The sequence below is a fragment of the Rhodococcus sp. As11 genome (genome assembly GCF_048957735.1).
Lineage (GTDB): Bacteria > Actinomycetota > Actinomycetes > Mycobacteriales > Mycobacteriaceae > Rhodococcus > Rhodococcus gordoniae.
Genome location: NZ_JARDJE010000004.1, coordinates 155,933 through 178,394 on the forward strand (window position 1 = coordinate 155,933; position 22,462 = coordinate 178,394).

The 22,462-nt window shown below is 69.6% G+C and carries 22 protein-coding genes and 1 pseudogene; 4 read left to right on the plus strand and 19 right to left on the minus strand.

Annotated features, from left to right (window positions below; genetic code table 11):
* Positions 1 to 98: 98 nt before the first annotated feature.
* The 14 genes from coaBC to PV766_RS06900 form a co-directional block, all read right to left on the minus strand.
* Positions 99 to 1,382 (minus strand): bifunctional phosphopantothenoylcysteine decarboxylase/phosphopantothenate--cysteine ligase CoaBC, encoded by a 1,284-nt coding sequence (gene coaBC, locus PV766_RS06835; RefSeq protein ID WP_421096731.1) that lies wholly within the window; start codon positions 1,380 to 1,382, stop codon positions 99 to 101.
* Entirely contained in the window at positions 1,379 to 1,699 is a 321-nt protein-coding gene (gene rpoZ / locus PV766_RS06840) for a DNA-directed RNA polymerase subunit omega (protein ID WP_371053292.1), read from the minus strand. The genes coaBC and rpoZ overlap by 4 nt, the downstream gene beginning before the upstream one ends.
* A gap of 56 nt (positions 1,700 to 1,755) precedes the next feature.
* Positions 1,756 to 2,307 (minus strand): guanylate kinase, encoded by a 552-nt coding sequence (gmk, locus tag PV766_RS06845; RefSeq protein ID WP_016934195.1) that lies wholly within the window; start codon positions 2,305 to 2,307, stop codon positions 1,756 to 1,758.
* A 64-nt stretch (positions 2,308 to 2,371) separates the two neighbouring features.
* Positions 2,372 to 2,692, minus strand: coding sequence for an integration host factor, actinobacterial type (gene mihF, locus PV766_RS06850; RefSeq protein ID WP_006551450.1), 321 nt, complete (start codon positions 2,690 to 2,692; stop codon positions 2,372 to 2,374).
* Between the two features lie 430 nt (positions 2,693 to 3,122).
* Positions 3,123 to 3,965, minus strand: coding sequence for an orotidine-5'-phosphate decarboxylase (pyrF, locus tag PV766_RS06855; RefSeq protein WP_421096732.1), 843 nt, complete (start codon positions 3,963 to 3,965; stop codon positions 3,123 to 3,125).
* Positions 3,962 to 7,306: a carbamoyl-phosphate synthase large subunit gene (gene carB, locus PV766_RS06860; RefSeq protein ID WP_129976694.1), complete on the minus strand. Its 3,345-nt coding sequence runs from the start codon at positions 7,304 to 7,306 to the stop codon at positions 3,962 to 3,964. The genes pyrF and carB overlap by 4 nt, the downstream gene beginning before the upstream one ends.
* The gene (carA, locus tag PV766_RS06865) at positions 7,307 to 8,488 is read right to left on the minus strand and encodes a glutamine-hydrolyzing carbamoyl-phosphate synthase small subunit (RefSeq protein WP_421096733.1); all 1,182 of its coding nucleotides are present in this window, start codon (positions 8,486 to 8,488) and stop codon (positions 7,307 to 7,309) included.
* Between the two features lie 117 nt (positions 8,489 to 8,605).
* Positions 8,606 to 9,097 carry a hypothetical protein gene (locus PV766_RS06870; protein ID WP_016935410.1) on the minus strand — a complete coding sequence of 164 codons (492 nt, stop codon included), beginning with the start codon at positions 9,095 to 9,097 and terminating at the stop codon, positions 8,606 to 8,608.
* A gap of 8 nt (positions 9,098 to 9,105) precedes the next feature.
* Positions 9,106 to 10,419, minus strand: a complete 1,314-nt coding sequence (locus PV766_RS06875; protein WP_064064929.1) for a dihydroorotase — start codon at positions 10,417 to 10,419, stop codon at positions 9,106 to 9,108.
* A gap of 44 nt (positions 10,420 to 10,463) precedes the next feature.
* The gene (locus PV766_RS06880) at positions 10,464 to 11,405 is read right to left on the minus strand and encodes an aspartate carbamoyltransferase catalytic subunit (RefSeq protein WP_016934774.1); all 942 of its coding nucleotides are present in this window, start codon (positions 11,403 to 11,405) and stop codon (positions 10,464 to 10,466) included.
* Positions 11,402 to 12,040, minus strand: coding sequence for a bifunctional pyr operon transcriptional regulator/uracil phosphoribosyltransferase PyrR (gene pyrR / locus PV766_RS06885; protein WP_026003434.1), 639 nt, complete (start codon positions 12,038 to 12,040; stop codon positions 11,402 to 11,404). Before pyrR ends, PV766_RS06880 begins: the two co-directional genes overlap by 4 nt.
* 211 nt (positions 12,041 to 12,251) lie before the next feature.
* Positions 12,252 to 12,761, minus strand: coding sequence for a transcription antitermination factor NusB (gene nusB, locus PV766_RS06890; protein WP_016934776.1), 510 nt, complete (start codon positions 12,759 to 12,761; stop codon positions 12,252 to 12,254).
* Positions 12,762 to 13,325 (minus strand): elongation factor P, encoded by a 564-nt coding sequence (gene efp / locus PV766_RS06895; protein WP_016934777.1) that lies wholly within the window; start codon positions 13,323 to 13,325, stop codon positions 12,762 to 12,764.
* Positions 13,326 to 13,359: 34 nt separating this feature from the next.
* Entirely contained in the window at positions 13,360 to 14,457 is a 1,098-nt protein-coding gene (locus PV766_RS06900; RefSeq protein ID WP_129976692.1) for an aminopeptidase P family protein, read from the minus strand.
* Positions 14,458 to 14,532: 75 nt separating this feature from the next.
* Here PV766_RS06900 and PV766_RS06905 point away from each other — a divergent pair, with 75 nt between their 5' ends.
* The gene (locus PV766_RS06905) at positions 14,533 to 15,117 is read left to right on the plus strand and encodes a B-4DMT family transporter (RefSeq protein WP_064064931.1); all 585 of its coding nucleotides are present in this window, start codon (positions 14,533 to 14,535) and stop codon (positions 15,115 to 15,117) included.
* 79 nt (positions 15,118 to 15,196) lie between these two features.
* Positions 15,197 to 15,808, plus strand: coding sequence for a TIGR03086 family metal-binding protein (locus PV766_RS06910; protein WP_421096734.1), 612 nt, complete (start codon positions 15,197 to 15,199; stop codon positions 15,806 to 15,808).
* 3 nt (positions 15,809 to 15,811) lie between these two features.
* On the opposite strand, the gene aroB is transcribed toward PV766_RS06910, so the two are convergent.
* From aroB to PV766_RS06930, 4 genes are read right to left on the minus strand one after another with little or no spacing between them, the layout of a single operon-like run.
* On the minus strand, positions 15,812 to 16,921 hold the full coding sequence (aroB, locus tag PV766_RS06915; protein ID WP_064064933.1) for a 3-dehydroquinate synthase: 1,110 nt from the start codon (positions 16,919 to 16,921) through the stop codon (positions 15,812 to 15,814).
* Positions 16,918 to 17,484 (minus strand): shikimate kinase, encoded by a 567-nt coding sequence (locus tag PV766_RS06920; protein ID WP_064064934.1) that lies wholly within the window; start codon positions 17,482 to 17,484, stop codon positions 16,918 to 16,920. The genes aroB and PV766_RS06920 overlap by 4 nt, the downstream gene beginning before the upstream one ends.
* Before the next feature lie 4 nt (positions 17,485 to 17,488).
* Entirely contained in the window at positions 17,489 to 18,676 is a 1,188-nt protein-coding gene (aroC, locus tag PV766_RS06925) for a chorismate synthase (RefSeq protein ID WP_064064935.1), read from the minus strand.
* A 48-nt stretch (positions 18,677 to 18,724) separates the two neighbouring features.
* Positions 18,725 to 19,342, minus strand: a complete 618-nt coding sequence (locus tag PV766_RS06930; protein ID WP_421096735.1) for a prepilin peptidase — start codon at positions 19,340 to 19,342, stop codon at positions 18,725 to 18,727.
* A 164-nt stretch (positions 19,343 to 19,506) separates the two neighbouring features.
* Between PV766_RS06930 and PV766_RS06935 the strand changes: the two genes are divergently transcribed.
* Entirely contained in the window at positions 19,507 to 19,887 is a 381-nt protein-coding gene (locus PV766_RS06935; protein ID WP_064064937.1) for a DUF1622 domain-containing protein, read from the plus strand.
* Here PV766_RS06935 and PV766_RS06940 read toward each other — a convergent pair.
* Positions 19,880 to 21,004, minus strand: a pseudogene (locus PV766_RS06940) (RNA polymerase sigma factor); the annotation flags it as partial. The gene PV766_RS06935 and the pseudogene PV766_RS06940 sit on opposite strands and share 8 nt — an antisense overlap.
* Positions 21,005 to 21,403: 399 nt before the next feature.
* Here PV766_RS06940 and PV766_RS06945 point away from each other — a divergent pair.
* On the plus strand, positions 21,404 to 22,396 hold the full coding sequence (locus PV766_RS06945) for an NlpC/P60 family protein (protein WP_421096822.1): 993 nt from the start codon (positions 21,404 to 21,406) through the stop codon (positions 22,394 to 22,396).
* Positions 22,397 to 22,462 lie beyond the last annotated feature (66 nt).

The window sequence follows — 22,462 nt, forward strand, 5'->3', positions numbered from 1 at the left end:
GACAAACCGTGTGGAGCGTGCGCTCCTCGAACGGGCCGCAACGACCCGATCGCAGTGCCGACGCTACTGCTCCGCAGGCGTCGACGCGAGTATTGAAATCACCCGATTCTGCTGCGTTCCGCCAGCAGAGGTCCGAGCGCGTCGAGTACGCGGCTGGCCATGAGGGCCTTCGATCCGTGAGCGAGGGCGGTTTCCGAACCGTCCGCGGACAGCAACCAGCCGTTGTTGTCGTCGACCTCGAACGCCTTGCCTTCTCCGACGGCGTTGACGACGAGAAGATCGCATCCCTTGCGGGCGAGCTTCTCCCGGGCGTAGGTGAGCACGTCACCGTGCTCGTCGCCGGTCTCCGCCGCGAACCCGACGATGACCGTCTCCGCGGAGAGGCCCCCTTCGGTGCGTGCACGGACGAGCCCGGCGAGGATGTCGTCGTTCTTCGTCAGCGCGATGGAGTCGGGTTCGCCCTTCCCCTTCTTGATCTTGCTGATCGCGAAGGTGGACGGCCGGAAATCGGCCACGGCCGCGGACATGATCACAGCGTCGGCGCCGGAGGCGTGCTTGGCGACGGCGTCCTGCATCTGCGCGGCCGTCTGCACCCGGACGACGTCGACCGCGGCCGGGTCGTCGAGACCTGCGACACTGCCGGCGACGAGGGTCACGTCGGCGCCGCGTTGCGCGGCGAGACGTGCGAGTGCGTAGCCCTGCTTGCCGGACGACCGGTTGCCGAGGAAGCGCACCGGATCGAGGGGCTCGCGGGTGCCACCGGCGGACACGACGACGCGGCGTCCGGCCAGGTCGCGAGGCAGCGCGTCGGCGCGTTCGAGCAGCAACGCGGCCAGAGTGAAGATCTCGTCGGGTTCGGGCATCCGCCCGGCTCCGGTGTCCTTGCCGGTGAGCCGGCCGGACGCGGGTTCCACGACCACCGCCCCGCGGCGGCGCAGGGTCGCGACGTTGTCGACGGTGGCGGGATGCTCCCACATCTCGGTGTGCATCGCGGGCACGAACATCACCGGGCACCGCGCGGTGAGCAAGGTCGCCGTGAGCAGGTCGTCGGCGCGACCTGCGACCGCCCGGGCCATCAGGTCGGCGGTCGCCGGCGCGATGACGACGAGGTCGGCCTCCTGACCGAGCCGCACGTGCGGAACCTGCGGCACGTCGGCGAATACACCGGTCTGGACGGGGTTGCCGGACAACGCCTCGAAGGTGGCGCGGCCGACGAATTCGAGGGCGGACTCCGTCGGGACGACCCGCACGTGGTGGCCGCTCTCGGTGAACGCGCGGATCAGTGCGCAGGACTTGTAGGCGGCGATGCCGCCGGCGACACCGACGACGATGCGGCGGCGCTGCACGGATCCGGCCTCGCCGCTCGAAGCGGGGTTGTTCACTCGCCTTCGGTGTGCTCGAGCAGATCCGAGTGGATCTCGCGCATGGCGATCGACAGCGGCTTCTCCTGCAGGCCCGGCTCCACGAGGGGGCCGACGTACTCGAGGATGCCGTCGCCGAGCTGGTTGTAGTAATCGTTGATCTGGCGTGCCCGCTTGGCGGCGTAGATCACCAGCGCGTACTTCGAGGAGGCGCGCTCGAGCAGCTCGTCGATAGGCGGGTTGGTGATACCCGAGGGGGTGTCGTAGACCGGGAGGGCGTTGCCCTCGAGGTCGGTCGCGGCTGCCTGGATGCTGCTCACTCGGTGTTCTCCTGAGATGTCGCTGAATAAGGGGGCACGAAACCGGCGGCCGGACGCGCACGAGGCGCGGACGGTCAGTCGGCTCCGGGTCCGACCAACAAGGATACCAATTCATCGCAGGCCCGGTCGACGTCGTCGTTGACGATCACGACATCGAACTCGTCCTGCGCGGCCAGTTCGCTGCGGGCGGTATCGAGCCTGCGAGCGACGACCTCGTCGGTTTCGGTGCCTCGGCCGGTGAGGCGCTCGACGAGCACCTCCCAACTGGGCGGGGCGAGAAAGGCCAGTACTGCGTCCGGCATCGCGGCGCGGACGGCCCGTGCTCCCGCGAGGTCGACCTCCACGAGCACCGGATGTCCCTCGGCGAGTGCGTCGCGCACCGGCTCGGCCGGCGTGCCCGAACGCTGCAGACCGCCGTGGATGTCGGCCCATTCGAGCAGTTCACCGGCGTCGATCATCCGGTCGAACTCGGCGCGGCCGACGAAGTGGTAATCCACCCCGTCCACCTCGCCCGGTCGCGGGTCCCGGGTGGTGGCCGAGACACTGAAGTGCAGATCCGGGATCCGGCTCCGCAGCAGGCGTACGACGGTCGACTTACCCACCGCGGAGGGCCCGGCCAGTACCACCAGCCGGCCCCTCCGCGTTGCGGGCACGCTGTCCGTCACGGTTCGTGCGTCAGCTACCACGTGCTCAGGCGTCGAAATCGAACCTGGCGAGCAGGGCTTTGCGCTGACGGTCGCCGAGGCCGCGCAGACGGCGGGTCGGGGCGATCTCCAGCTCGGTCATGATCTCCTGCGCCTTGACCTTGCCGACCTTCGGCAGGGCCTCGAGCAGAGCCGACACCTTCATCTTGCCGAGGATCTCGTCGTTCTCGGCGTCCTTGAGCACCTGCTTGAGGTCGGTGCCGCCGCGCTTGAGGCGCTCCTTGAGCTCAGCCCGGGCACGACGGGCAGCAGCCGCCTTCTCCAGAGCAGCGGCGCGCTGCTCATCGGTCAGCTGGGGAAGGGCCACGGTTCCTCCGTCTCATCGTTGGCTTTCGAGTCTTCACCGCTGCAACCAGCGGCGATAGCGACCGTACTCACGACCACCGACGAATGCGAACCCACCCCCCGGCGTTCCGCTCGAAAATCCGTGCGGTAGTGCACGCCGATTCCGCAGCGGATTCCGCGCCCTCCGGTGCGCGTCCGCGCATCGCCGCGACCTGCCCAAATGGGGGAAAACTGCAGGTGAGTGGGCATCCGGGGCGCCGGAGAGGTCCGCAGCGCGCCGAGCGGCTCGCGGGATCGGCGACCGGACGTTCGGGCACTTCGGCGGCCCGAGAAATTTTTCTTCCCATTCCGCGTGTCGCGCCGCTCCGAGCGCAGGTCAGAGTGCATACCAGCGGTATGTACGACTCGTGCCCGGACCGCGCGTGGCGATCCGGGCACGAGAGTCGAACGTCTCAGTCCGTCAGGAAGGCGAAGCCGTCCAACGTGCGGGCGACGGCGGCCCGCAGCCCCGCGACGGACGGACCTGCCCGCAGCACGTCCCGTGAGACGTTGGGCACGACGGCCCGCAGGTGGTCGCCCACGAGTCGGCGCACGTCGTCGGCGGTGCCGCCCTGGGCGCCCACTCCGGGCATCAGGATGGGCCCGTGGAGGGCGGACAGGTCGGGCGCCTCGGGGAGGGTCGCTCCGACCACCACACCCACGGATCCGAGCTCTGCCGCTCCGCCGCTCGCGTCGGCGCAGTTGCGGGCGGCGCACTCGTCCACCACGACCTGCGCCACGGTGCGCCCGTCGGCGACCCGGGCCCGCTGGACCTGAGCACCTTCGGGATTGGAGGTGGCCGCGAGCACGAATACCCCGCGGCCCGTCCCGGCCGCCAGATCCAGCGCAGGGGCGAGCGAACCGAAGCCCAGATACGGGGAGACGGTCACGGCGTCCGAACGCAGCGGCGAGTCGTCCGACAGCCAGGTCCGGGCGTAGGCGTCCATCGTGGAACCGATGTCGCCGCGCTTGGCATCGGCGAGCACGAGCACGCCCGTCTCCCCCAGCCCGGCGATGGTGCGTTCGAGCACCGCGAGGCCGGCGGAGCCGTATGCCTCGAAGAACGCCACCTGGGGCTTGACGACCGCGACGGTATCGCCGAACGCCTCGACGCACAGTTCGCTGAACCGGGCCAGACCGTCCACGTCGTCGCCGAGACCCCATGCGGCGAGGAGCCCCGGGTGCGGATCGATACCCACACACAGCGGCCCGCGGCGCCCGAGGGCGTCCGCGAGTCGCTGCCCGAAGGGCGTCACGCCCGTTCGGCGGGTGCGCCGCGCAGTCGCGCGTGCATCCGCTGGATCGAGCTGACGCCGATCTCACCGCGCAGTGCCGCCTCGATGCCCTGCACCGCGGCGGAGGCACCCTGCACCGTGGTGACGCACGGGATGTTCGCGGCGACCGCCGCGCTGCGGATCTCGTAGCCGTCCACGCGCGGACCGGCATTGCCCCAGGGGGTGTTGATGACCATGTCGACGTCGCCGGCGCGGATGCGATCGACGATGTCGAGCGCGCCCTCGGGCTTGTCCTCGCCCGAGACCTTGTAGACCTGCTCGCAGGGAACACCGTTGCGGCGCAGCACTTCTGCCGTGCCGACGGTGGCCATGATGTGGAAGCCCAGATCGGCAAGGTGCTTGACCGGGAAGATCATCGACCGCTTGTCCTTGTTCGCGAGCGAGACGAAGACCGTGCCCGAGGTGGGCAGGGAGCCGTAGGCCGCGGTCTGGCTCTTCGCGAACGCGGTACCGAAGTCGTCGTCGAGGCCCATGACCTCACCGGTGGACTTCATCTCCGGGCTGAGCAGGGTGTCGATGCCCGTGCCGTCGGCACGCCGGAACCGGTTGAACGGCAGCACCGCTTCCTTCACCGCGACCGGCGCGTCGAGCGGGACGTCGCTGCCGTCGCCCTCCGCCGGGAGGATGCCCGCGGCGCGCAGATCCGCGATGGACTCGCCGAGCATCACCCGAGCACAGGCCTTGGCGAGCTGCACCGCCGTGGCCTTGGAGACGAACGGCACCGTGCGCGAGGCGCGAGGGTTCGCCTCGAGGACGTACAGGATGTCGTCCTTGAGCGCGTACTGGACGTTGAGCAGGCCCTTGACGCCGATGCCCTTCGCGAGCGCCGCCGTCGAACGGCGCACGTTCTCGATGTCGGCACGGCCGAGCGTGATCGGCGGCAGCGCGCAGGCCGAGTCACCGGAGTGGATCCCGGCCTCCTCGATGTGCTCCATGATCCCGCCGATGTACACGTCGGTGCCGTCGCACAACGCGTCGACGTCGATCTCGACCGCATCGTCCAGGAAACGGTCGACGAGCACCGGGCGGTCGTCGGAGATCTCGGTCGCATTGGAGATGTACGTCTCGAGCGCCTTCTCGTCGTACACGATCTCCATACCGCGACCGCCGAGGACGTAGGACGGGCGCACCAGCACCGGGTAGCCGATGCCCGCGGCGATCTCGCGCGCACCCTCGAAGGTGGTGGCGGTGCCGTACTTCGCGGCCGGCAGCTCGGCCTCGTCGAGCACGCGACCGAACTCGCCGCGATCCTCCGCGAGGTCGATCGCCTCGGGCGAGGTACCGACGATCGGCACGCCTGCGGCCTTCAGGCGGCGCGCCAGGCCGAGCGGGGTCTGACCGCCGAGCTGGACGATGACGCCGGCGACCGTGCCGGACTCGCACTCGGCGCGGTAGACCTCGAGGACGTCCTCGAAGGTCAGCGGCTCGAAGTACAGGCGATCGGCGGTGTCGTAGTCGGTCGAGACCGTCTCGGGGTTGCAGTTGACCATCACGGTCTCGTAACCGGCCTCCGACAGCGTCAGCGCGGCGTGGACGCACGAGTAGTCGAACTCGATGCCCTGTCCGATGCGGTTCGGGCCGGAACCGAGGATGAGCACCTTGGGCTTGTCGCGCTGCTCGACGACCTCGGTCTCGGCCGCGGGGTCGAGCTCGTAGGTCGAGTAGTGGTACGGCGTCTTCGCCTCGAACTCGGCCGCGCAGGTGTCCACGGTCTTGTAGACCGGGTGGACGCCCAGCTCCTGACGGAGGGCACGGACATCGTCCTCGGAGGCGAACTGCGCCGGGCGCAGCGCCGCGATCTGCCGGTCGGAGAAACCGTGGTGCTTCGCGTAGCGCAGCTCGGTGGCACCGAACTGCTCGGCCGTGCGGACGTCCTCGCCCAGCTCGACGATGTACGCGAACTGCTCGAGGAACCACGGGTCGATCTTCGTGGCGTCGAAGAGCTGCTCGACGGTCGCGCCGAGCTCGAGCGCCCGGGCGATCCGGTAGAACCGGCCGTCCGTGGGAGTGCGGATCTCTTCGAGGATCTCCTCGAGCGTGCCCTCGACCTCGGGGCCGGTCCAGAAACCGGCGGACTTGGTCTCGAGCGAGCGCAGCACCTTGCCGAAGGCCTCGGTGAAGTTGCGGCCGATCGACATGGCCTCACCGACCGACTTCATGGTGGTGGTGAGAGTGCCGTCGGCACCGGGGAACTTCTCGAACGCGAACCGCGGGGCCTTGACCACGACGTAGTCGAGGCTCGGTTCGAAGCAGGCCGGCGTTTCCTTGGTGATGTCGTTGACGATCTCGTCGAGGGTGTAGCCGATGGCGAGCTTGGCGGCCATCTTCGCGATCGGGTAGCCGGTGGCCTTCGACGCGAGCGCCGACGACCGCGACACGCGCGGGTTCATCTCGATGACGACGAGCCGGCCGTCGCGCGGATCCATCGCGAACTGGATGTTGCAGCCGCCGGTGTCGACACCGACCTCGCGCAGGATGGCGATCGAGAGGTCGCGCATCTGCTGGTACTCGCGGTCGGTGAGCGTCATCGCGGGGGCGACGGTCACCGAGTCGCCGGTGTGCACACCGACCGGGTCGACGTTCTCGATCGAGCAGACGATGACGACGTTGTCGGCACCGTCGCGCATGAGTTCGAGCTCGTATTCCTTCCAGCCGAGGATGGATTCCTCGATGAGCACGTTCGCGGTGGGCGAGGCCGCGAGGCCACCGCCGGCGATGCGCTCGAGGTCGGCGTCGTCGTAGGCCATGCCGGAGCCGAGGCCGCCCATGGTGAAGGACGGCCGCACCACGACGGGGAAGCCGAGTTCGGCGACGGTCGCACGGACCTCGTCCATCGTGTAGCAGACGGCCGAGCGAGCGGATTCGCCGCCGCACTTGGTGACGATGTCCTTGAACTTCTGCCGGTCCTCGCCGCGCTGGATGGCGTCGAAGTCGGCGCCGATGAGTTCGACGCCGTACTTGTCGAGGATGCCGCGCTCGGACAGCGCGACGGCGGTGTTGAGTGCGGTCTGGCCGCCGAGGGTCGCGAGCACCGCGTCGATGGGCGTGCCGTTGGCCTGTTCGGTCGCGATGACCTTCTCGACGTAGTCGGCGGTGATCGGCTCGATGTAGGTCGCATCGGCGAACTCGGGGTCGGTCATGATCGTGGCCGGGTTCGAGTTCACGAGGGAGACCCGCAGGCCCTCCTCGCGGAGCACCCGGCACGCCTGGGTGCCCGAGTAGTCGAACTCGCAGGCCTGCCCGATGACGATCGGGCCGGACCCGATGACCAGGACGTGGGAGAGATCGGTACGGCGTGGCATTTAGTTCTTCTCTCCCTCGAGCAGGCGGGTGAAACGATCGAACAGGTCGACGGCGTCGTGGGGACCGGCCGCCGCCTCGGGGTGGTACTGCACGGAGAACGCCGAACCGTCGAGCAGTCGGACGCCCTCGACGACACCGTCGTTGGCGCAGGTGTGGGTGACCTTCGCGCACCCGAACGGGGTGTCGAACTCCTGGCCGGCCTCACCTTCGAGCGCGAAGCCGTGGTTCTGGGAGGTGATCGCGATCTGCCCGGTCTCGTGGTCGATGACCGGGATGTTCAGGCCGCGGTGGCCGAACTTCATCTTGTAGGTGTTCAGGCCGAGCGCGCGACCGAGGATCTGGTTGCCGAAGCAGATACCGAACAACGGCAGCCCCTGGCCGAGGATCTCCTTCGTCAGGTGCACCACGTCGCCGACCGCCGCGGGATCACCGGGACCGTTGGACAGGAACACGCCGTCGGCCTTCAGGTCGAGGATGTCGTGCAGGGTCGTGGTGGCGGGGAGCACGTGCACGCGGATCCCGCGCGCAGCCAGCAGTCGCGGGGTGTTGCTCTTGATCCCCAGGTCGAGGGCCGCGACGTCGAAGCGCGCCTCACCCTCGGGTTCGACGACGTAGCCGCTGGTGGTCGTGACCTCACGTGCGAGATTCGCGCCGAGCATCGGAGGCTGCGCCTTGACGCGGTCGAGGAGGGCGTCGATGTCGAGGTCGTCGCCGTTCCAGGCGAGTGCGTCGCCCGAGAAGATTCCCGCGCGCATCGAGCCGAGGGTGCGCAGGTGCCGTACCAGCGCGCGGGTGTCGATGCCCGCGATCCCGACGACCTTCTGCCGTTCGAGTTCGTCCTGCAGGGAACCGGTGGCGCGCCAGCTCGAGGTGGTGCGCGACGGGTCGCGCACCACGTAGCCGGCCACCCAGATCTTCGAGTCGGCCGCGTTGCCGTCGGGGCCGACCGATTCGTTGTCCTCGTCGTTCCAGCCGGTGTTGCCGATCTGCGGTGCGGTGGCAACCACGATCTGGCGGTGGTAGCTCGGATCGGTGAGGGTTTCCTGGTAGCCGGTCATTGCCGTGGTGAACACGGCCTCGCCGAGCGTCTGGCCGACCGCGCCGAAAGTGGTGCCGCGGAAGGCACGTCCGTCCTCGAGGACCAGCACCGCGGTGCCGCCGCCGAATGTTCTGCCGCTCATGCGTTGTCTCCGTTCTTATCGACCGCACCAGAGCCGGCCGCGCGGGCTGAGATCTCGCGTGTCGTGATCGTCGTGTTGTTCGTCGTGATCGTCATCGTCGTTGTGATCGTCACCGTCTCAAGATCTTTCGTCGTTCCCGTTCGTCCAGAGCGGGTAGATCGACTTGTCGTCGCCGCGGAAGCCCGTGTCGATCTCGGTCCCCGAGGGCAGCTCCCAGCGGATGACCAGCACCCCGTCCTTGGACATGACCTTGCCTGCCAGCCCGCGCTCGGTGCGGATCGCGCGGATCGAATCCTGCGGGATCCAGATCGGGGATGCACCGTCGCGTTCGAGCAGGACACCGGATCGGTAGCGCGACAGTTCCGCGTTCGCGCGGTGTCCGAGGTCGCCGACCGCGACGCGGTCCTGCCAGCTCGGCGCGAGGGTGCTGCCGACGTACAGGCCCGTGCTCGGCTCGACGAGCCGCTCCCCCAGCTCCGCGGGCACGGTCGGCAATTCGCCGACGGCGTCCTGCTGCCGGCGGGCGCGTCCCTTCCAGCCCTTCCACATCAGCAGGACGAGCACGACCCACAGCGCGAGGAAACCGACGGTGAGAAAAAGGCGATCCATGCCGGTTCCTACCTTTCGCCTGTGCGTGGGAACACCTCACCGTCGCGGGCGGTGATCCGCCCGCGCAACACGGTGGTGGTGACCCGGCCCGGCAGGGTCATGTCTTCGTACGGCGTGTTGTGGGAGATGCTCGCGAGGTCGGGGCCGTGCACCGTCCACTCGGTGTCCGGGTCGACGAGCACGACGTTCGCGGGCTCGCCCACGTCGAGCGGCCGGCCCTGGTCGTCGAGGCCCACGATCTGCGCGGGACGCTCGCTCATCACCTTCGCGACGCCGCGCCAGTCCAGCAGCCCGGGCCGGACCATCGTCTCGATCACGACGGACAACGCCGTCTCCAGTCCGAGCATTCCCGGACGTGCCTGCGAGAACTCGCAGCACTTGTCCTGTTCGGCGTGCGGGGCGTGGTCGGTGGCCACACAGTCGATGGTCCCGTCGGCCAGTCCGCGTCGCAGTGCCTCGACGTCGCTCCGCTCCCGCAGGGGCGGGTTGACCCGGTTGATGCCGTCGTAGCTCTCGAGACGCGAGTCGTCGAGGAGCAGGTGGTGCGGCGTGACCTCGGCGCTGATCGCGATGCCCTGCGAGCGTGCCCAGCGGACGAGTTCGACCGTCCCGGCCGTGGAAGCGTGGCAGATGTGCACGCGCGCCCCGGCGTCGCGGGCGAGCAGCGCGTCGCGGGCGACGATGGACTCCTCGGCGGCGCGCGGCCAGCCGGCCAGGCCGAGCCGCGCCGCGGTCGGTCCCTCGTGGGCGACGGCACCGACGGTCAGACGCGGTTCCTCGGCGTGCTGGGCGATGAGCACCCCGAGCGAGGCGGAGTATTCGAGCGCGCGACGCATGAGCAGCGGATCGTAGACGCACTTGCCGTCGTCGGAGAACATCCGCACTCCGCCGACACCGGCGGCCATCGTGCCCATCTCGGCGAGCTGCTTGCCCTCGAGCCCGACGGTGACGGCACCGACGGGGTGGACGTCGACGAGCCCGACCTCGCGGCCGCGGCGCCACACGTGATCGGTGACGACCACCGAGTCGGCGACCGGATCGGTATTGGCCATGGCGAAGACCGCGGTGTACCCGCCGCGCGCCGCGGCGGCCGAGCCGGAGTCGACGGTCTCGGTGTCCTCCCGGCCGGGCTCGCGCAGATGCGTATGCAGGTCGACGAAGCCCGGGAGCATGATCTGCCCCGTGCCGTCGACGATCTCCGCGTCGTCGCCGACCTCGAGGTCGGTTCCGACGGCGAGGATCTGCTCGTCGCCGAGCAGCACGTCGACCGGATCGCCCTCGCCGTAGAGGCGGACGTTGCGGATGAGCACCTGCGGCGTCACCTGTGTGTCTCCTGTTCCTGTATCTCCCGGGCGGGAAGTGTGGGTCACGACAGGTTCCCTTCCGTCCCCACGAGCAGGCGGAAGAGCACCGCCATCCGCACGTGGACACCGTTGCTCACCTGTTGCAGCACCGCGCTCTGCGGGGCGTCTGCGACCGGGAAACCGATCTCCATGCCCCGGAGCATCGGACCCGGATGCAGGATCACGGCATGGTCCGGCAGCAGCGCCGCGCGCGTGGCGTTGAGCCCGTACCGGATCGAGTACTCGCGTGCGGACGGGAAGAACCCGCCGTTCATCCGCTCGGCCTGCACCCGCAGCATCATCACTGCGTCGAGGGTGGGGAGTTCCGCCTCGAGCGAATCGGCGACCGTCACCGGCCAGGTCTCCACGCCCACCGGAAGCAGGGTGCGGGGCGCGACGAGAACGACCTCGGCGCCGAGCATGCTCAGCAGCAGCGCATTCGACCGGGCCACCCGGCTGTGCAGTACGTCGCCGACGATGCCGATGCGGCGGCCTTCGATCGATCCGAGGCGCTGACGCAGGGTGAGCGCATCGAGCAGCGCCTGTGTGGGATGTTCGTGGGTGCCGTCGCCGGCGTTGACCACGGCCGGACCGGACCCGGATTCGTCGGTCCACTGCGCGATCCGGTGTGCGGCACCGGAAGCGGAGTGGCGGACCACGAGGGCGTCGGCGCCGGCGGCGTGCAGGGTCAGCGCGGTGTCGCGCAGCGATTCGCCCTTCTTCACCGACGAACTCGACGCCGAGACGTTGATGACGTCGGCACTCATCCACTTGCCGGCGACCTCGAAGGACACACGGGTGCGGGTGGAGTTCTCGTAGAAGACGGTCATGATGGTGCGGCCGCGCAGCGTGGGAAGCTTGCGCACCTCACGCCCGAGCAGTGCCTGCTCGAACCGCTCGGCTTCGTCGAGAAGCCCCGTCGCGGAGTCCTTCGTCAGATCCGCGATGGTGAGCAGGTGTTTCACTGAGCCTTGCCTCCGGAGATCTCGACGGCGTCGCGCCCGTCGTGTTCGGTGAGCAGTACGCGGACATCCTCGGTGCGTGCGGTGGGCACGTTCTTCCCGACGTAATCGGCCCGCAGCGGAAGTTCGCGATGGCCGCGGTCGACGAGCACCGCGAGCTGGACGGCGCGGGGGCGACCGAGATCGCGCAGGGCATCGAGCGCGGCACGGACGGAGCGTCCCGAGAACAGGACGTCGTCGACGAGCACGACGAGGGTGTTGTCGACCCCACCCTCGGGCACCGAGGTGCGCTCGAGCGGTCGATGCGGCTTCGTGCGGAGGTCGTCGCGATAGAGCGTGATGTCGAGCGAACCCACCGGGACCCGGACACCGGCGAATTCCTCGATGCGCTCGGCGAGTCGCTGAGCGAGAGTGATCCCGCGGGTGGGGATTCCGAGGAGCACGACACGCGGCGCGTCGTCGGGAGTGTCGAGCGCGGTCTTCTCGATGATCTGATGTGCGATCCGGGCGATCGTCCGATGGACGTCGGCGGCGGAGAGCAGCTCGCGGGCCGGCACGGCGGTACCGGACGACGCGGCAGGAGTGGAGGAAGACTCGGTGGGGGTAGAAGCTGTGGACCCGTCCTCGGACACGGCCATGCAGCGACCTCCTTCTCCGCCTCACTGGACGGATCGTTAAAGGATGCCTGACGGTTGTCGAGCCTATCAGCGTCGACGTCCGCCTCGGCACGGATGGTGGGTGAAGCGCAACACAGACCTCCCGGACGCCGGAGTGGGCCCGGCAGGAACATTCCCGCCGGGCCCACTCACGGTGCCTCGTGTCGTCGCTCGCCCCGACAGGGTGACGAACTCAGGACTCGTCCGACTCCCGGTCCTGCGACGCCTGCGCCGGCCGGACGAGGGTGGCAGCGGCAGCTGCGCGCACCTGGTCGGCGACGGCGACGATCTGCCCGAGTACTCCGTTGACGAAGGCGGGCGAGTCGTCCGTGGACAGCTGCTTGGCCAGCTCGACCGCTTCGTCGACCGCCACCACGGGCGGCACGTCGGTCGCGTGGAAGAGTTCCCAGACCGCGATGCGCAGGATCGCGCGGTCGACGGCGGGAAGCCGGTCCAGGGTCCATTCGTGCAGGTGGTCGGCGATCACCCGATCGGTCTCGTCGAGGTTCTCGGCGACACCGCGGATGATGGTCTGCGCGTATGCCGGCACCGGTGCGACCTGATCGTCGTCGATCGCGAGTTCGACGCGATCGGCGGCGAGGTCGACGGGATGCACGTCGCGGGCCTCCGCCTCGAAGAGCAGATCCACGGCGCGCTTGCGGGCCTTGTGGCGGGCCCCGAGCTTCTTCTGGTTACCGGACACTCAGGAATTCACTCGCCCGAGGTAGTTGCCGTCGCGGGAATCGACCTTGAGCTTGTCGCCGGTGTTGATGAACAGCGGGACCTGGATCTCGGCGCCGGTCTCGAGAGTCGCGGGCTTGGTGCCGCCGGTGGAGCGGTCGCCCTGCAGGCCGGGATCGGTGTGCTGGACGACGAGCTCGACCGTGACCGGGAGCTCCACGAACAGCGGGACGTCCTCGTGCGTCGCGACCTGGACGGGCATGTTCTCGAGGAGGAAGTCGGCGCTGGTACCGAGCAGCTCGGGCGAGATGGTGATCTGGTCGTAGGTCTCGCCGTCCATGAAGACGTAGTCGGTGCCGTCGTTGTAGAGGTAGGTCATGTCGCGGCGATCGACGGTGGCGGTCTCGACCTTGACACCGGCATTCCAGGTCTTGTCGACGGTCTTGCCCGACGTCACATTCTTGAGCTTCGTACGCACGAAGGCAGGGCCCTTGCCCGGCTTGACGTGCTGGAACTCGATGATCTGCCAGAGCTGTCCGTCGATTTTCAGAACGAGGCCGTTCTTGAAGTCACTGGTATCAGCCACTTGGTTCGTGTCTCCTAGGGTCGAGGAACCGCCCTCAAACGACGGTCAATGTCTTGTCGGTGAGCGTGAGCAACTCCGGAGTATGCTCCCGCACCACGAGCGTGTCTTCGATCCGCACGCCTCCGCGCCCCGAGAAGTACACACCCGGCTCGACGGTCACCGCCGCACCGGCGACAAGTGTACCGGTCGCCGCCGCACCGATCCCGGGCGCTTCGTGGATCTCGAGCCCGACTCCGTGGCCGAGCCCGTGCAGGAACAGCTCGCCGTAGCCGGCCTCGGCGATCACCGTGCGCGCGGCGGCGTCCACCGCGGAGCATTCGGCACCGGGTGCGAGCGCCTCGCGACCGGCCTGCTGTGCACGCAGGACCAGCTCGTACAGGTCGCGCTGCCAGTCCGCCGCCCGGCCGAGCACGTAGGTGCGCGTCATGTCGGAGTGGTAACCCCCGATTCGGGCACCGAAGTCGAGTTTGACGAAATCGCCCTCCACGAGGACCGCGGAGGTGGGCCGGTGGTGGGGTACGGCGGAGTTCGCACCTGCGGCGACGATCGTCTCGAAGGAGATCCCGTCGGCGCCGTGCCCGAACATGCGCCATTCGAGGTCGCGCGCCACCTCCTTCTCGGTACGCCCCGGGCGCAGCCCGCCCGCCGCGAGGAGATCCGCCAATGCGCGGTCGGCCGCGCCGCACGCGTCGCGCAGCAGGCCGATCTCGTGTTCGTCCTTGACGGCGCGCAGCTGCTCGACGAGTCCCGGAGTGGGGACGAAGCGGACGGGGACGTCGAGCTCGTCCCACCGAGCCCTCTCGTCGACAGTGACCAAGTGGCTCTCGAATCCCCAACGCGCAGCGTCGGTTCCGAACTCGGTGATGAGCCGGGCCGCCGACGACCGGGCGATCACGGCGCGCAGATCGGGGACCTGCTCCTCCACCTGCGTGACGTAGCGGCCGTCGGTGCAGACGACGGTGCGGGTCTCGTCCGCATCGTCCACCGTGGAGACGATCAGCGCCGCGTTGGAACCCGTGAAACCCGTGAGATATCGGATATCGGTCAGACCGGTCACCAGCAGCGCGTCGAGATCGCGGTCGGCGAGCAGCGCACGCAGCGCTCGGCGACGGGAAGCGTGGTCGGCAGACATATCGCTCAACCTACCGCGACGGCAGCTGTGGGACGGGACACACTGTCGGCTTCGCCACCCGTTACGCTGAGGTACATGAAACCCTGGTTGCTTCGCGGACTCGGGCTCGCCCTCGTCCACGTGGTCGTGCGCGTCCTGCTCGGTGCCGCTCTCATCCAGTGGCCGTTGCAGGGGTCGGTACTGCGCTGGCTGGGCTTCGCCGTGGTGGTGATCGCCGCGTTCGTCTGGGCCGGTCTCGACGGCATCCGCGACCACCGCGCGCATCCCGACCCCGACGAGGGCGACGACCTGACGATGCGCTGGCTCGCCGCCGGCGCGGTCACCGCCATCGTCGGTGGAGTCCTCACGTGGCTCGTCGATACGGTCACCCCGGTGCCGGTGGGCGTGACGTCCCTGTTCTTCGAGATCACCTCCGGTGCCGCGTTCACCGTGCTGCTGGTGTTCCTGCCGGCGATGGCCGCGGTCACCTCGGGCAGGTTCTTCGCGCGGCGGAGCGAGCGCAAGGCCGCGCGTGACGACGACTGGTCGGTCCATCGGGAGCACCACGCGCCCGCAGGTGTGGGGGCGGCGGCGCCCGCGGGTTCGGCGCAGGCCGACCCTGCCTGGCGCACCGACGACTCCCCCACCGAGGTGTTCCCGAGGGTCGATCCGAAGCAGTAGGCCCCTCGGCAGGCGGGCGGGTGCTCAGTTTTCCGGGTGGTGACGGTCGGTACCTACAGCCGACCTCGAGGAGCTTCCCATGACCGACACCACCGAGATGCTCGACCTGACTCCCGCCACCCGCCGTATGGAGCGCATCCTGGCGGGCATCGACGACGCGCAGCTGACAGGACCGACGCCGTGTTCCGACACTTCCGTCGGGGTGCTCGTCGACCATGTGCTCGGACTGTCGCTCGCGTTCACGGCGGCAGCGCGCAAGGACCACGGGCCGTACACCGACACCCCACCGCAGCTCACGAGCGAACTGCAGCCGGACTGGCGTCGCCTCGTACCCGATCGGCTCGCCGACCTCGGCCGGGCGTGGAAAGAGCCCACAGCCTGGGAGGGCACGACCCGCGCGGGCGGACTCGACCTTCCGGCAGCGGTCGCCGGACTCGTCGCCCTCGACGAACTCGTCGTCCACGGCTGGGATCTCGCCGTCGCCACGGGACAGCCGTACACCTGCGAGCCCGACGAGATCGCAGCGTGCACCGCCTTCGCGGAGAGCATCACCGAGGCGGAACGCGCCGGCGACGGGGGTGGTCTGTTCGGTCCTGCCGTCCGGGTGGGCGACGACGCGTCGCCACTGGACCGCCTGATCGGACTCACCGGACGCGACCCGTCGTGGAGACCACCCTCGTCGACGAGGTGACTGCTAGAGCAGCACGGTTCCCGCGTCGGCCTTGCCCTGTCGCGCGACCTCGGAGTAGGCCGCCGCGAGCAGGGTGGGATCGGGTCCTTCGAGCCTGCCGGGCTTCGCGAGTCCGTCGAGGACGACGAAGCGCAGCATGCCGGCACGGTTCTTCTTGTCGGTCTGCATACCCTCGAGCAGATCGCCGAAGGCGTCGGGATCGTAGGTCGTGGGCAGGCCGACGGATTCGAGGATCGCGCGGTGCCGGTCGGCGGTGGCGTCGTCGAGGCGCCCGGCGAGCCGGCCGAGTTCGGCTGCGAACACCAAGCCCACCGACACGGCGGCGCCGTGACGCCAGCGGTATCGCTCGCGACGCTCGATGGCATGCCCGAGGGTGTGGCCGTAGTTGAGGATCTCGCGCAGGCTCGACTCCTTGAGGTCGGCCGCGACCACCTTCGCCTTGACCTCGACCGAACGCCGGATCAGCTCGGGCAGCACCGTCCCGGCGGGATCGAGCGCGGCCTCGGGGTTCTCCTCGATCAGATCGAGGATGACCGGATCGGCGATGAAGCCGGTCTTGACGACCTCGGCCAGACCGGCCACGATCTCGTTGCGCGGCACCGTCTCGAGGGTGGCGAGATCGACGAACACCGCGGACGGTTCGTGGAACGATCCGACGAGGTTCTTCCCCGCCTCGGTGTTGATGCCGGTCTTGCCGCCCACCGCGGCATCGACCATCGCCAGCAGGGTGGTGGGGATGTGGTAGACGCGCACACCGCGCATCCACGTCGCGGCGACGAATCCGGCCAGGTCGGTGGCGGCGCCGCCGCCGAGGCTGACGACGGCGTCCGAGCGGGTCAGCCCGATGCGGCCGAGAACCTCCCAGCAGAAGCCGGCGACGGCGAGTTCCTTGCCGTCCTCGGCGTCGGGAATCTCGATGCGGTGCGCGTCGATGCCGGTCTCGGCCAGCGCCTCCCGCACGGCCTCCGCCGTCGCGGTGAGCGTCGGCTGGTGGAAGATCGCGACGGTCCGCGTGCCGGACAGTTCTTCGACGACGTCGCCGAGCAGTCCCCGGCCGATGATCACCGGATAGGGCTGGGCGGTCTCGACGTCGATGCGTACCGGTTCGGTCACGGTGTGGGGCTCCGATCCTCGCTGATGGTCTGGCTGGTAGCGGTGTCCGCTGCTTCGAGTTTGGCAAGCACCTGCTGGACGACCCGTCCGGGGCTGCGGCCGTCGGTGCGCACCCGGATGGTCGCCGCCTGCCGGTACAACGGACGGCGACGACGCATGAGGTCGCGGTACTTCTGGGCCGGGTCGCCGCCGGCCAGCAACGGCCGGGTTCCGGCGGCTCCGACCGCGCCGGTGCGGCGCAGTCCCTCCGACACGCTGATCTCGAGGTAGACGACGGTCTGTCCGGCGAGTCGCGCACGGGTGCGTTCCGACAGGATCGCCCCCCCACCGAGGGACACCACCCCGTCGTGGGTGTCGAGGGCCCGCGCGACCACCTCTTCCTCGATCTCCCGGAAGGCGGGTTCGCCGTCCTGCGAGAAGATCTCGGGGATCGTCCGGCCGGTCACGCGCTCGATCTCGGCGTCGGTGTCGAGCAGCGGCAGGTCGAGTGCGTTCGCGACCCGACGACCGATCGTCGACTTGCCCGCTCCCGGCGGGCCGATGAGTACCAGGCGAGGCGACATGGGATCACCGCGGCGGCCGCGCCGCGATGCCCTTCAGGTAGTGGTCGATGTTGCTCACGGTCTCGGCGAGCGAGTCGCCGCCGAACTTCTCGAGGGCGGCCTGCGCGACGACGAGTGCGACCATCGCCTCGGCGACGACACCCGCCGCGGGCACCGCGCACACGTCGGAGCGCTGGTGGATCGCGACTGCCTCGTCGCCCGTGGTCATGTCGACCGTCGACAGGGCACGCGGCACCGTGGAGATCGGCTTCATCGCCGCGCGCACCCTCAGGGCCTCACCGTTGGTCATGCCGCCTTCGAGGCCACCGGCACGGTTGCTCGAACGGAGCACACCGTCGGGACCGGGCTTCATCTCGTCGTGGGCGGCACTGCCGCGTCGGCGCGCGGTCTCGAAGCCGTCGCCGACCTCCACACCCTTGATGGCCTGGATCCCCATGAGAGCGGCGGCCAGTCGCGCGTCGAGGCGGTCGGCGCCGCTGACGAACGAGCCGAGGCCCACGGGCAGCCCGTGCACCACGACCTCGACGATTCCGCCGAGGGTGTCGCCGTCGCGCTTCGCAGCCTCGATCTCGGCGATCATGGACTCTTCGGCGGCCTTGTCGTAGGCGCGCACGGGGCTCGCGTCGATCGCGGCGAGATCATCGGCGCCGGGTTCGGGGCCGACATAGGGATCGGATGCGCCGATGGAGATGACGTGCGAGACGACCTCGGCCCCGAATGCCTGGCGCAGGAAGTTCCGGGCGACGGTGCCGGCCGCCACGCGTGCTGCGGTCTCCCGGGCGCTGGCGCGCTCGAGGACGGGACGGGCGTCGTCGAAGCCGTACTTGAGCATGCCCGCGAAGTCGGCGTGGCCGGGCCGGGGGCGGGACAGCGGTGCGTTGCGCGCCTGTCCTGCGAGCAGTTCGGGATCGACCGGGTCGGAGGCCATGATGGTCTCCCACTTGGGCCACTCGGTGTTGCCGATCTCGATCGCGATGGGGCCGCCCAGGGTGCGTCCGTGCCGGACACCGCCGATCACAGTGACCTTGTCGGCCTCGAACTTCATGCGTGCGCCGCGGCCGTAGCCCAGTCGCCGGCGCGCGAGTTGCTCCGAGATGTCGTTCGACGTCACCTCGACTCCGGCGACCATCCCCTCGAGCATCGCGACGAGGGCGGGACCATGGGATTCTCCAGCAGTTATCCAGCGCAGCACAGGTCCATCCTTCCATGTTCGCCCGCCGCCTCGACATACCGCCCCTGGTCAACCCGGCACGATCGACGCCAGTGCCGCGGCGGCACACATCGACGGTCCGTGCGGAAGCGCACGCGGAACGACCCTCGCTCCCCCGCGACCGGCCGCCCGGAACCGCAGAAACAGGGCCGCACCTGCGGTGAGGACGGGTGGGAGCAGGGCACCGAGCAGCACCGCCGAGGGCCCGGCAAGTCCGGTGACCGCGCCGAGCCCGAGGGCGAGTTTGACGTCGCCCGCGCCCAGTGACCGCGGCACCGTCAGATGGGTGATGAGCAACGGCGCCGCGAGCAGGAGGGCGCCGGCGAAGGCGGCCCGCCCCTGTCCCGTCGCGGCGGCGACGCCGAGGATCGCTCCTGCTCCCCCGAGGGTCAGCACGTTCGGCAGACGCCGCACGAGCAGATCCACGGTGCTCAGACACACACACCACCATCCGAACACCATCACTCCGATCGTCGTGGCGCCGGCGGTTGCAGCGACCACGACGAGTGCGACTCCCGCGCAGGCCAGCTCGCACAGTCCCGGTGGCGGTCGACGTCGGGCCAGCAACCCCGCCGAAATCCGCACGATCACTCCCGCGCCCAGCCCGAGAACCGCGGTCGCGAGCACGCCTGTCGCCTCCCCTGTCATGCCCCGGATCGTGCACCCCACGCCTACCCGGCAGCGGGCTCGCGCGGGGTCCGGCCCGGCTTCTGTGGATACGACAGGGTCCTGTGGACAAAGCCGCACGGGACGGCGATCGTCCTGCAAGGATTGCCGCAGTCTGTCGGATCCGGTCGGAAGGTTCTGGTCGAATGGAGATTTCGTCGCTGCTCGAACACGTGGGCACGGTCATCGACGTCGTCGGAGTAGGCGTCATGGTGATCGGCGCGCTGGCGGCGACCTGGCTCGCGGCGACCGCGCGGCGACGCACCCCGGAGGCGGAGATCTACGAACCGTACCGGCGCAATCTCGGCCGATCGATCCTGCTCGGCCTCGAATTCCTGGTCGCCGCCGACATCATCAAGACCGTCGCCGTCACACCCACCTTCACATCGGTGGGCGTGCTGGCGGTCATCGTGTTCATCCGCACCTTCCTGAGCTGGTCGCTGCAACTGGAGATCGACGGCCGGTGGCCGTGGCAGCGTTCGGTGCCCGAGACCGAGAGCGCGCCCGGCACGACGTCTGTCAGCTGAGCTCGTCGCGCCGCCGCAGCAGATGTGCACGTTCGACCGCGTTCTCCGTCCGTGCGGCGGCGATGCCGTACGCGACGCTCGCCTCGGTGGTCCTTCCGAGGCGTCTCAGCAGATCGGCCCGCGCCGCGTGGAAGACGTGATAGCGATCGAGATCGAGGCGGTCGACGATGTCGAGAGCCGCAGCGGGACCGTCCACTTCGGCGAGTGCGACGGCCCGGTGCAACGCGACGACCGGCGAGGGACCCGAGGCCATCAGCAGGTCGTAGAGCGCGACGATCTGCGCCCAGTCGGTGTCGTCGATCGTGGCCGCGTCGGCGTGCACGGCCGCGATGGCGGCCTGGATCTGACAGGGCCCAGGCCTGTTCCAGCGCAGGGTGCGTCGCACGAGCGCCTGCCCCTCGTCGATCAAGGTTCGGTCCCACAGCGATCGGTCCTGGTCGGCGAGCAGCACGAGCCCGCCGTCGGGTCCCGTCCGTGCCGTGCGTCGGGACTCACCGAGCAGCATCAGGGCGAGCAGTCCCGTGGTCTCGGGATCGTCCGGAACGAGCCGGACCAGCAGTCGGCCCAGGCGCACGGCCTCCGCGCACAGGTCGGCGTCGGCGAGTTCGGGCCCACCACTTGCGGTGTGGCCTTCCGTGTACACGAGATAGAGCACGGATCGGACGGCGTCGAGACGCTCGGGTAGATCGTCGGGGGACGGTATGCGGAACGGGATACGCGCGTCGCGGATCTTTCGCTTGGCGCGCGAGATCCGTTGTCCCATGGTCGGTTCCGGAACCAGGAAAGCGCGGGCGATCTGCGCCGTGGTCAACCCGCAGAGCAGGCGCAGCGTCAGGGCGACACGTGACTCCGGCGCGAGCGCCGGATGGCAGCAGGTGAAGATCAGCCGGAGCCGGTCGTCGGGAATCTCGGGAGAGGCGACCGCCTCGGGGTCGAGTGCCGCGCCGGACGCCGGGTGGAGCAGATCCGCCTCGGCGTGCTTGACCGAACGTGCCGTCTCCCGTCGTGCCCTGTCGATCGCCCGGCGACGGGCGGTGGTGATGATCCATCCGGCCGGACTCGGCGGGATCCCCTCCGTCGGCCACCGCTCGGCGGCAATCGAGAAGGCATCCTGTACCGGGGGGGGGGGGGGCGCGCGGGGGGGGGGGGGGGGGGGGGGGCCCGGGCCCCCCCCCCCCCGCCCCCCCCGGGCGCGGGGGGGGGGGCCCCCCCCCCCCCCCCCCCCCCCTTCTCGGATGTCTGCGTGTGCGGCCCGTAGCCATGTCCGTCCGGTTGCACACAAAGTCGCCGCGCGTGATGGCTACTCGCAGGTAGACACAAACCTATGCGATTCCGTAACCTGATCGAGACCTTCGATCGGCAGTTGCGGATGATCAAGGACGCCCGGGAAAGGATTCGAGCCCTCGTGGTTTCCGACAGGACGAAGCACCTCGTGCGAGTGCAGGGCAGGCCGAGAGCGCAGGGCAGGCCGGGAGTACGGGCCGCGCGCCGCCCGGCGCTCGTCGTGGCCCTCGTGATGATGGTCCTCGGTTTCACTCTCGCGCCGGCGGCGGCGCAACCACCGGGGGAGACCCCCGCCGCGCGACTCGACCACCTCGCCGATCTGTCGCGTCGCAGCGAGCAGGCCACCGAAGCGTTGCACGCCGCAGGTGCGGATCTCGAAGCGAAGGTCGCGGCGCAGCAGGAGGCCGATACTCGCGCTGCCCAGGCCGACGAGGCCCTGGCCGGCGCTCGCGCCGACATCGCCCGCTTCAAGCCCACCGTCGACAAGCTCGCGCGGGCCAACTACCGCGGCGCGCGCACCAACCGGCTCTTCGCCGTGATGGTGAGCGACTCGCCTCAGCAGATGCTCGACCAGATGGTGCTGCTCGACGTCCTCGGTGAACAGACCTCGCGCGAGGTCGAAGGGTTCCGGACCGCCACCGCCGCCGCGGCCGAGGCCGCCGTGGCCGCGCAGCACGCCGCCGACGAGGCACATGCCGCCGCCGCGCAGGCCCAGACGCTCCGCGACGAACTCCAGCGGCGTCAGGCCGAACTCGAGCAGCAGATCGAGGGAGTTCTCGACGCTTTCGAAGCGCTGAGCGACGCGGAGAAGGCCGAACTCGCCGGCACTCCGTTCCCGCCGGGCCTCGACGCCGAGAAGATCCTGCAGCACCTCGTCCCCGGCAGCAACGGCGCCGCCCTCCGGGCGGCCCTGTCCCGCATCGGCTCCCCGTACGTCTGGGGCGCGACCGGCCCCGATCAGTTCGACTGTTCGGGCCTCATGGTCTGGGCGTACAAGCAGGTCGGCAAGGCGCTGCCCCGCTCCAGTCAGGCCCAGGCGCAGGGCGGCACCCCCGTCTCCCGCGAGAATCTGCAGCCCGGCGACCTCGTCATCTTCTACGACGATGCCTCCCACGTGGGCATGTACGTCGGCGACGGCAACATGGTGCATGCCTCGACCTTCGGTGTACCGGTGAAGGTCCAGTCGATCGATCGGTTCCCGTTCCACAGCGCCCGCCGGTACTGATTCGCCGCCACGTCGGCGCCGACTACCGAGGTCGCCCCGGGCGCTGCCCGGACGTCGACCTAGACT

Excerpts from the sequence above, each read along its gene's own strand:
- PV766_RS06930 (WP_421096735.1), bottom strand. The coding sequence starts at position 19,342 with ATGACAGGGGAGGCGACAGGCGTGCTCGCGACCGCGGTTCTCGGGCTG.
- PV766_RS06945 (WP_421096822.1), top strand. The coding sequence starts at position 21,404 with ATGATGGTCCTCGGTTTCACTCTCGCGCCGGCGGCGGCGCAACCACCG.
- carB (WP_129976694.1), bottom strand. The coding sequence starts at position 7,306 with ATGCCACGCCGTACCGATCTCTCCCACGTCCTGGTCATCGGGTCCGGC.
- carA (WP_421096733.1), bottom strand. The coding sequence starts at position 8,488 with ATGAGCGGCAGAACATTCGGCGGCGGCACCGCGGTGCTGGTCCTCGAG.
- PV766_RS06870 (WP_016935410.1), bottom strand. The coding sequence starts at position 9,097 with ATGGATCGCCTTTTTCTCACCGTCGGTTTCCTCGCGCTGTGGGTCGTG.
- PV766_RS06920 (WP_064064934.1), bottom strand. The coding sequence starts at position 17,484 with ATGTCGCCTCGCCTGGTACTCATCGGCCCGCCGGGAGCGGGCAAGTCG.
- pyrR (WP_026003434.1), bottom strand. The coding sequence starts at position 12,040 with ATGGCCGTGTCCGAGGACGGGTCCACAGCTTCTACCCCCACCGAGTCT.
- PV766_RS06900 (WP_129976692.1), bottom strand. The coding sequence starts at position 14,457 with ATGTCTGCCGACCACGCTTCCCGTCGCCGAGCGCTGCGTGCGCTGCTC.
- PV766_RS06905 (WP_064064931.1), top strand. The coding sequence starts at position 14,533 with ATGAAACCCTGGTTGCTTCGCGGACTCGGGCTCGCCCTCGTCCACGTG.
- PV766_RS06910 (WP_421096734.1), top strand. The coding sequence starts at position 15,197 with ATGACCGACACCACCGAGATGCTCGACCTGACTCCCGCCACCCGCCGT.
- PV766_RS06935 (WP_064064937.1), top strand. The coding sequence starts at position 19,507 with ATGGAGATTTCGTCGCTGCTCGAACACGTGGGCACGGTCATCGACGTC.